We start from the raw sequence: 5,867 nt of genomic DNA on the forward strand, positions 1-5,867 counted from the left end.
ACGCGCCCGAGTTCGCCGGGTGACCCCGGCAGGGGCGTCAGCGCAGCGGCTGGTTGAGGTAGGGGTCGGCGACCGCCTTGCGCAGGCTGTCCCAGGCCGCGTCGCTGGCCACCGCCAGGTTGCAGTGCGGTCCGGGGTCGCGGTAGTTCCACTGGAGGGCGGCCTTGACGCCGTCCAGGTCCTTGAGCACCCCGGGCACCCGCGCGTACCACTCGGCCTGCCGCTCGGGGCGGTTCGCGTCCGCGGCGGTGCCGAACTCGGAGAGCATCAGCGGCTTGTCGTCGGAGATGTTCGCCCGGATCCAGTCGTGCGTGGCGTGCTGCGTCTGCGCGAAGGTCAGCCAGCCGGCGTCGTGACAGCGGTAGTAGTTGTACTGGTTGTAGCCGACCCAGTCGACGTACTCGTCACCCGGGTACATCTTCCTGATCTCGTCGGCGTGGTCGAGGTACCCGGTGGTGATCCACGTCCACACCACGTTGTCCACGCCCAGTTCCCGGAACCGGTCGTGGATGTGCCGGTAGGCCTTCACGTAGTCGGCGGGCGTGCCGTTGGCCGGGGTGCGGGTGTCCATCTCAAGGTCGAAGGAGAGGAACACCTTCTTGCCGTAGTCCTTGATGCGCCGTGCCTGGACGTCGATGACCTTGTCGTCCAGCTCGCCGGAGGCGATCTGCCTCCAGGTCGGCTGCTGCCGTTTCGTGCCGCCCCACCACTTGCTCTCCCAGGAGAGCAGCAGCAGGTGGTCCTCGCCGACGCGCTGCTCCTCGGGGGTGAGCAGTTGGCCCTCGCGGCGGGTGCCCGAGGCCAGGGACATGTCGTGGTACGTGTACACGATGTCGAGTTCGCGTCCCACGCGCTTCTCATAGGCGCGCACCTTCTCCGGGAGGTTGTCCCGCTCGTGCGGCACGAACGCGCCGAACCAGGCACCGCAGGGCGGTTCGAGGAGGGCCGTCGGGCGGCAGTCCGCCCTGGAGCCGGCGGCTCCCGAGTCCGGCCCCGATGCGTCCCGCAGAGCGAGCCCGGCGACCAGGACGGCGCTGACGACCGTGGCGGACGTGATCAGCAACCGGCGCCGGCTCGATGCCAACGGGCCGGCGGACCGCACCTCGTGCGGACTCTCCTCGTACGGCTGCTCTTCGTGCGGCTGCTCCTCGTACTGCTTCCCGCGGTGTCGGCCTCCGGTCGTCGTGCCGGGCTTGCGGCGAAAGGCACGGTGGGGACGGTTGAACCTCACTGAGTGGAACCCTTCGGTGTCCTCGGCGGCGGGGAGGCGCGCAGGGGCGGACAGAACGCGACGAGTGTGGTCAGCAGCGTCAGCGTCAGCAGCACCCGCTGCGCGCTGAAGGTGTGCGTGGCGATCAGCACGGTCGCGACGAGCATCAAGGCGCCGATGCTCAGGAACAGTGCCAGCATCAGCCGTTCCAGCAGGTCGGAGTGGCGGGCGAAGTCCGGGTCCCGGCGCTCCACGGGCCCTTCGGCGGGCCGCGCCCCCAGGGCGGGGGCGCAGACTCTGACCACGGCCGCGCCCGGGCCCGCCGCCAGGAAGAGCACGACCGCCGCGCCCCGCAGCGGTGATCCGCCGGGCAGGGCGAGCGCGGCCAGCGCCAGCCAGCCGCCGAACGGAGGCAGCATCCGGACCATGAGTTCCTGCGGTGTCATCGCTCCGCTCCCCCTGACTGCTTCAGCACGTAGAGCCATCCGGCGCTGTTCTCCGCCACCAGCCGGAACCGCGGCGAGGCGGCGACGGACTTCCGGATGCGGTCCAGCTGCCCCTTGTCGAGCTGCCCGTTCATCTCGGAGTTGGCCAACTGCCCCTGGGTGAGCAGGAAGTAGGCCCGGGCGGGCCGCTCGACGCCGGCCATGTCCCGCGCGAGGGTGGCGGCGGGGCTATCGACGATCCGGTCGACGTGGCTGCGGGCGTCGTCGAGGAACCAGTAGTGGTCGACGCTCCAGTAGGAGGCGTACGCGTCCGGGTAGTTGCGGTTGGCGGCCACGACCAGCGAGCCGTCGGGTGCCTGGTCGAAGAGCTGCCGTACGAGGGCGACTTCCTGCGGCGGGAAGTAGTTGATCCTGTCCTTGCCCGAGTAGGACGGGACGAACGCCAGGGTTCCGCCGAGCAACGCCGCCAGCGGCACCCAGGTGCCGATCCCCCACCGGCGGGCCTCGGCGGGGAGGGTGGCCTGCCGGTTGCCGGCCTCCTGTGCGGCGGCGTCGGCGGCCAGCGTGCGGACCTTGGGCAGCAGCGCCGCGGCGGCGAAGAAGGCGGCGCCGGGCAGCATGAACAGCAGCACCCGGAAGATCATCTCGCTGCCGTAGCTGCTCGCCGCGAACATCGGCAGCGGGGCCGCCCCGACCAGCAGCAGGGGCCGGGCACGGTGACGCAGCACCCGCTGGCGCAGCACGCCGACGGCCGCGAGCAGCAGCACGGAACCGGACAGCAGCCGGGCCGCCCAGGAAGTGGCGATCGCTCCGGTGCCGGTCGGGGTGGCGCCGTAGCCCGTCTCGACGTTGGCCCCGACGTCGCCGATGGAGCGGATCATGTCCGGCATCGCCGCTGACAGGAAGGGCAGCGCGGCCGTGAGGCACCAGGCCAGGAAGATCACGACGGTCGTGACCACCGGGACCCAGTCGCGGTAGCGGCGGCTCAGGCACAGGGCGAGCAGGCAGACGACCAGCATGCCCGGGGTGAGCTGGTGGGAGATGACGATCGCCACGACCATGACGATGATCAGCACCGTCCACACGGCCTGCCGCGGCCGGCCCCGCCGCACCGCGGACCGGCCGAAGCGCCGCAGGACGACGGCGAGAACGCCCACGTGCAGCGCGTACGCCACCGACTGGGGGGAGAAGTAGTCCTGCCCCACCCAGTTGGCGACGTAGAAGAGCCAGACCGCGGTCCAGATCAGCCGCCGGTCCTCGGTGAAGGTGCGGTAGATCAGCAGCAGCGGGAGCAGCAGCATCAGATTGGAGACCAGAGGCCACCAGGCCATGAACATCGCCGCCGAGTCCACGCCCAGCAGCCGCTGCAGGGCGGCCTGGGCGGCGAAGAAGCCCGGCCACTGGTCGTACACGGCCATGTCGCCGACCTGATCGGCCGTCTGCAGACCGCCGGCCGTCAGCAGATGGTCGATGACCGCCTCGTGCTTCCACCCCCAGGCGTACAGCGGGGTCGGGTAGAGCACCGCCTGCGTGGCCCGCTCCATCGCCAGCAGACCGAGCACGTACGCCGCCGACCAGGCGGCCGGCCGGCGCGCGTCGCGGACCGTGAACCAGAAGCCGGTGGTGAGCACCGCGAGCCCCGCCCAGAAGGCCGGGTGCAGCGCGCTGACCAGACCGTAGTCGTCGAGCCGCGAGACGTCGGTGTGACGCATGGCGTACGCCCAGAGCGCGAGCGCGGCGAGCAGCGGAACGCCGGGCCGGGCCAGGACGCCCTGCCCGGACCAGGCGGGGGGCAGGTCGGACAGATCCGTCACGGGGTCGTGGGCGGGGCTGGAGGACTCCGAGGAGGAGGGGCTGGAGGACTGGCTGGCCGTCTCGGGGCCGCTGCCGGAGGTGTTCGCGCCGTCCCGTGCGGGTGTGGGTTCCGGCGTGGATCTCTCCCTCGGTGTGGTTGGCGGACGCACGGTGGTTCCCCCCTGGCGGTTGCTCTCTTCGGCTTTGTCTCGGCTCTGCTTCGGCTTGTTCGGCCCCGAGCCCGGATCGGTATCGGCTTCGGGTGTGATCAGTCGCGGGACGGGCCGGTCGGTGGTCCACCGGCCGTTCGATTGGATATGGGGCCTGGTGAGGCCGTGGTGCCGGAGCGCGCCCACGCCGACGCGGCGCGATGGAGCAGCAGGAGCAGCGCGAGGGCGACGAGCAGGGGCGGCGCGAGGGGTGCGAGCGCGTCGCGCCACACCCAGCCGCTGACCGCGACGAGATACAGAACCCCCCAGCGCCCCGGCCACGTCAGCCGGCCGCCCGCCCTCGCGAGCAGCAGCCCCAGCGGTACGAGACACAACAGCTGGCAGGCCGACGGCACCCAGCGCAGCAGCGGTTCGGGCCCGTCGAGCCCGAACGCGTCCGCCAGGAAGCCGGCCGTCTTCTCATACAACGCCCCGTCCACCGGACGCGGTTCCCGTCCGAGGGCGGCCGGTGCGGTGTACAGGGCGAGCAGGGCGGCGGCCAGTGCGGTGCCGGACAGCCACGGGTCGCACCGGGTGCTCAGTGTGACGGCGGCGACGAACACCACGAGCAGCAGGCCACCCGCGGTGAGCGATGGCAGGGGCAGGCCCTCCAGCAGCTGACGTCCGGTCAGGGCGGTCCGGGAGACGCCGTCGAGCCACGGCAGGTCCCGCAGCGGAGCGAGGAAGAAGAGGCAGGCCACCGCGAGCAGGCTCCACAGGGCGCCTCTCAGCCGCCGCTCCTGCGGCTCCTGGTCCGGTTCCCCGGGCTCGAGGGGCGGGGGTTCCCTGGTCGGTCCCTCCGGTCGCACGATCAGCGCCAGCGTGTCCGCCTGAAGCGCCTCACGTTCGTATCCGGGGCGCCCGATGAACAGGGTGACGGTGTCCTGGTCGCCGTCCCTGGGCTGGTAGGCGGCCCGGCGAGCCCGGGTCGTGCCGTACCCGGCGGTGGCGTTGAGCTTCGCCCAGTGCGTTCCGTAGGCGGGGTCGGCGGGCGTACGGGCGGGGGGTGCGCTGTCGTCGTGGTGCAGGGCCGCGCGCAGACCGGCCGTGGAGACGACGGCGATCAGCGTCATGCTGAGCAGCACCGCCCAGCCGGCGCCCGCGATCCCGGCCGGGGTGAACAGCGCGGCGGCGCAGCCCAGCACCAGGGCGCACATGGCGCCTTGGAGCGCGGCCAGCACACCCGTGCGCCCCTGGACGCGCAGCACGCCGATGTACAGCTCCACCACCACCCGTGGCAGGGCTCCGAGGGCGAGCAGCCGCAGCACGGTCGAGCCGTGCTCGGCGTAGTCCGGGCTGAAGGGCGTGAGGATGTACGGGGCGAAGACGACCAGCACGGCCACGACCGGGACCAGCAGCAGTGTCATGCGCCGCAGGGCGCCCCGGACGCCGTCGGCGAGCTGGCGCGGGTCGTGCGAGGCGTGCGCGGTGAGCGATGAGGCCATGTTGATGGCCATGAACTCCATCGTGCCGCCGACGGTGTAGGCCACGTAGAAGTAGCCGTTCTCTGCGGCGCTGAAGCGGACGGCGACCATCACCGGCAGCAGGTTGATCATCGCCAGGCTGAACAGGGCGCCCAGCGAGTCCCCGGCCAGGAAGCGACCCATGTCCTTGATCTTCGGGGGGTCCTTGTCGCGGTCGGCCTCCGCCTGCCGCGGGATGAGCCGGCGGAAGATCAGCCAGCCCAGCGGCAGCGTGGAGAAGGCGATCGCCACCGCCCAGGAGACGAAGATGCCGAGGACGGGCAGCGTGCCGGCGAAGACGGCCAGGAGGGCCAGCTTCCCGACCGAGAACACCGCGTTCCCGGCGGGCACCCACTCCGCCTTGCGCAGTCCGGTGAGCACCCCGTCCTGGAGGGTCAGCAACGCCCAGGCCACGCAGGCCACGACGAACACCGCGCCGGCCATGGGCGTGCCCAGGGGGGCGTAGGACGCTCCCCAGGCGTCGAGCGTGAGCAGGAAGACGGCGGCGGCGAGCGCCACGACCAGCGAACTTGCCACGTACGTGCCCCACACCAGACGCCCGGTCTCCCGTCCCGCGCGCGGGACGAAGCGGACGACGGCGCCGATCATCGTCGTCGCGGTGATGCTGGCGAGCAGCCGCATCGCGGCGATCGCGGCCGAGCCCTGGCCGACGGCCTCCTCCGTGTAGTAGCGGGCGGCCACCAGCCAGAATCCCAGGCCCAGGACGGCGGAGACGCCGGTGCTG

At 72.0% G+C, this 5,867-nt stretch carries 4 protein-coding genes; all 4 read right to left on the reverse strand.

Translation table 11 applies throughout. From position 1 onward, the window contains the following. Positions 1-37: 37 nt before the first annotated feature. On the reverse strand, positions 38-1,231 hold the full coding sequence (locus ABZ281_RS34035; protein WP_356661817.1) for a glycosyl hydrolase: 1,194 nt from the start codon (positions 1,229-1,231) through the stop codon (positions 38-40). Continuing rightward, positions 1,228-1,656: a hypothetical protein gene (locus tag ABZ281_RS34040; protein ID WP_356661819.1), complete on the reverse strand. Its 429-nt coding sequence runs from the start codon at positions 1,654-1,656 to the stop codon at positions 1,228-1,230. Before ABZ281_RS34040 ends, ABZ281_RS34035 begins: the two co-directional genes overlap by 4 nt. Next, positions 1,653-3,620 carry a glycosyltransferase gene (locus ABZ281_RS34045; protein ID WP_356661821.1) on the reverse strand — a complete coding sequence of 656 codons (1,968 nt, stop codon included), beginning with the start codon at positions 3,618-3,620 and terminating at the stop codon, positions 1,653-1,655. The genes ABZ281_RS34040 and ABZ281_RS34045 overlap by 4 nt, the downstream gene beginning before the upstream one ends. Before the next feature lie 98 nt (positions 3,621-3,718). Further along, on the reverse strand, positions 3,719-5,867 hold a 2,149-nt coding region (locus ABZ281_RS34050), incomplete at its 5' end, for a lipopolysaccharide biosynthesis protein (RefSeq protein ID WP_356661823.1).

The organism is Streptomyces sp. NPDC006265 (genome assembly GCF_040613555.1).
In the GTDB taxonomy this organism is placed as follows: domain Bacteria; phylum Actinomycetota; class Actinomycetes; order Streptomycetales; family Streptomycetaceae; genus Streptomyces.

What these genes read in the sequence shown, in the direction of transcription:
- ABZ281_RS34040 (WP_356661819.1), bottom strand. Translation starts at nt 1,656, where the DNA reads ATGACACCGCAGGAACTCATGGTCCGGATGCTGCCTCCGTTCGGCGGC.